The sequence below is a fragment of the Candidatus Polarisedimenticolia bacterium genome, assembly GCA_035764505.1.
GTDB lineage: Bacteria > Acidobacteriota > Polarisedimenticolia > Gp22-AA2 > AA152 > AA152.
Genome location: DASTZC010000004.1, coordinates 1 through 2,460, shown reverse-complemented (window position 1 = coordinate 2,460; position 2,460 = coordinate 1). Strand labels below are relative to the sequence as shown.

Annotated in this window: 2 protein-coding genes; one reads left to right on the top strand and one right to left on the bottom strand. The window is 60.6% G+C overall.

The features are described 5' to 3' along the window. The coding region (locus tag VFW45_00160) for a hypothetical protein (GenBank protein ID HEU5179175.1) at positions 1-1,698 on the top strand (1,698 nt) is incomplete at its 5' end. Between the two features lie 349 nt (positions 1,699-2,047). On the opposite strand, the gene VFW45_00155 is transcribed toward VFW45_00160, so the two are convergent. Then, positions 2,048-2,460: TIGR03435 family protein (locus VFW45_00155; protein HEU5179174.1), on the bottom strand; the 413-nt coding region annotated here is incomplete at its 5' end.

The window sequence follows — 2,460 nt, the reverse complement described above, 5'->3', positions numbered from 1 at the left end:
GCAATCGTTTTCACGATCGGCGGGGCGTTGACGGCCAGTGGGCAGGGTCAACGAGGTGGAGTTCCCGAACCCTACACACCCAAACCGGATGCCAAAGACCTGAAGTCCGTGCTCTTCAGGTGGATGTGGGCCGAAGGCATGTTGAAGGGCCACGACGAACGCGACATGGTCGCAACCCTCGAATATCAAGGAAAAGGCACGATTCAGGTCGAGGGCCAACCGTGTACCCTTACGAAATATCGCGCGAGCACGAACTACCAGACCCTCAGTCAGCGAATTCAGTACTCGTGCACACGCCCGAATGGACAGACGTACTCGAACATCGAGGTGGTCAGCGGACTGTACGCCTGGGACGAAGACACGCCCGGCGCGCAGATCGGTCCGGCGAAAGGAAAAGTCACTCCGATGTCGGCGGCCGTGCAGGATCGCCTGATCCGCATCTGGGCGAGCCCGCAGGGCGCACCCAAGGCCGCGGTGGCTGGAACAACGGAGACGTTCTGGTTAGGAGCCAACCCAGGCACTCTGTTCGCGGACGGGGTGGCGAAGGTGGGCCAAACATCAGTGTCGTGGGAGTCCGGTAAGCCGGTGGTGACGTTCCCGATTCCCGGAGTTGCGGGCGCGACCGCAACAGCCACGCTGGATGCGAAGTACATGGTCGAGCGCGTGGTCGTCAAGAACGGCTCGACGACCACGGAGTTCTCCTTCAGCGACTATCAAGACTGGAACAACCCGCTAAACAGGATCGAGGTGCTCTATGCAGGAAAAATGGTGGAGCGCCGGAACGGCGCGGTCGTTCGCGATCTGACGACGACCGAGACGGAGACGGGCAACGTATATGTGGTTGCGCCCGTTCCAGCCAGCGTCAAGGCGGCCATCCAAGTCACGGGGCAGCTCCCGCGCGGCATGATAGCCAAGGCGGAGCCTCAAGTCAACAAGTCGGCGCCTACGCCGCGGCTGGGGGGGCATCCTGACCTCACGGGAAACTACACTTATTCGGACTGGATTGGAAACTACATGACCGGTGGCGGGCGCCGTCGCGGTCCGACGCAAAAAGCCGACGTCACCCGGCAGGACAATCAAACGTACGACTTCGAGCTGTACTCGCCGTCGCGGTTCGGCAATATGGGACGTCCGACATACAAGCCGGAACTCTGGGACAAAGTTCAGCAGCTCGACATGTGGACGAACAAGTATGACCCGGTGATGACCTGCCAGCCCCTCGGCGTCCCGCGGGAAGGCCCGCCCCGGCGCATCTATCAGACAGACAGAGACGTAACCTTTATCTACACGGGCGGCGACGCCGGCGGCGGATACGGCGAGTACCGCATCTTTCCGACCGATGGCCGCCCGCACCGCAAGGAGGCGGAGTTGGACATCTTGTATTTGGGCGATACGGTGGGGCGCTGGGAGGGCGACACTCTGGTGCTCGACGGTATCGCATTCCCCGATTCGACGTGGCTGGGGCGCGGAGGTTTGATCCACTCCGACCGGATGCACGTCATCGAGAAATTCACGCGTCAGGGCGATGCGCTCTTATACGACGTGACGGTAGAAGATCCTGAAATGTTTGTGGAGCCGTGGGTGTTGCCGACACGGATCGTGACGCGCAACCCGAATCCCGACGCCGGGCTTATCCGGGAGCGGGGCAACTGCGAGGTTTTCGAGACGGAGCAGGTGTCGTCGCAGATTCGCCACTAGGGCTGTGACCTGCATTTCGGCCAAAACGTAACGCTCAGGTTGTGTTAGCCCCTCGAATCGGGGACACTTGCTCTTGCTGTTCGATCTTGTCGCAATGCCGCCACCTTATCAAGCACCACTCTGACGCGGTTCGTAAGGGCGGTCTTGAGCAAATCAACATCGCTCGGCGCATCCGCATGATTGTGGGGCCTGAAAGAGTGCGCGCGAGGCCCTTGGGCGTCCGATGGTCAATGACCGTTGCGGCGGGCAAGCGGCGTGCTTGAAGACCCACGCGCCGCACACCTGGTGATAGGGAGGTCACCGCGCTTCCGTGCGGCGACCAACAACAGAGTGAAGGTTAATGCCGAGCTCAGTTGTCCGACGGCTTCTGCACCTTGTCGATAACCATCACTTCCACCGGCGCCTTGGTGATTCTCATTTGCAATCCCAATTGCTGCTGCATAGCAGTGAATAGATCGGGAGGAGCATCGGCATCTGGCGCGGGCGCATCGGCGGCGGGAGGCCCGCCCCCAAACCCGGGGGTCTGGGACGGATCCGGGGTCCACTTCAGAATAAAGCTGTAACGGGTATCGCCTAAACCCGTTTGGTCGACTACCGGCTGTTCCATAAATTGGGCCTGCATGACACTCGCAAATTCCGCGATCGTTGCGTTGCGAACGTTGAATCCACGGGGCGGCGGTCCTCCAAATCCAGGAATAGGGACTGGAGCATTCTCTTCCTTCTTGATCTTCTCGCCGCCTTTCGCGACTGTGATTGCATACG